Source organism: Vibrio sp. 1069 (genome assembly GCF_033340555.1).
This window is the reverse complement of the sequence record NZ_JAWOWP010000975.1, coordinates 1-511: the sequence shown is the minus strand read 5'-3', so window position 1 is coordinate 511 and position 511 is coordinate 1. Positions and strand designations below refer to the sequence as shown.

Genomic DNA, 511 nt, shown 5'->3' with positions numbered 1-511 from the left:
TGATCTTTTGCGGTCATGTTTGAGTCTAATACCTCAATGTAATCTGGCATCATGTCTTCAAACATCTTGATGCTGTCGTACACGGGTTTAACGCCGACAATATCCACATAAGACTCTAGCATATCCAGATCCAGTAGATGTGTCTCAATCACAGGAGAAGGCGCCGCTTCTTCCTTGACTTCAGGCTTAACAATCACCGCGGGTTTATCGACTCGATCAACAAAGAACTTATCTATCACTGACTGAATAGCATGCACAGCTAATGGTTTACTGATTGCGTCATCCATTCCATTTTCTAAGTACTCTCGACGATCTTTCATCACGTTCGCCGTTAACGCCACCAACGGAGGTAAGTGGTCATAATGCTCACGGTAGTACTTCGCCACATCAAACCCTGTCATGTCTGGCAGTTGAATGTCCAACAGCGCAAGGTCGTATTGATCCGGCACAAAGTTGACTAACGCCTCTTCCCCAGTCATCGCGACCGTCACGGAATGCCCCAAACTTTCTA

Annotated in this window: 1 protein-coding gene; it reads right to left on the bottom strand. The window is 46.2% G+C overall.

Features of this window, described 5'->3' with window-relative positions; genetic code table 11:
* Positions 1-511: response regulator (locus tag R7040_RS30120; protein WP_318098145.1), on the bottom strand; the 511-nt coding region annotated here is incomplete at both ends.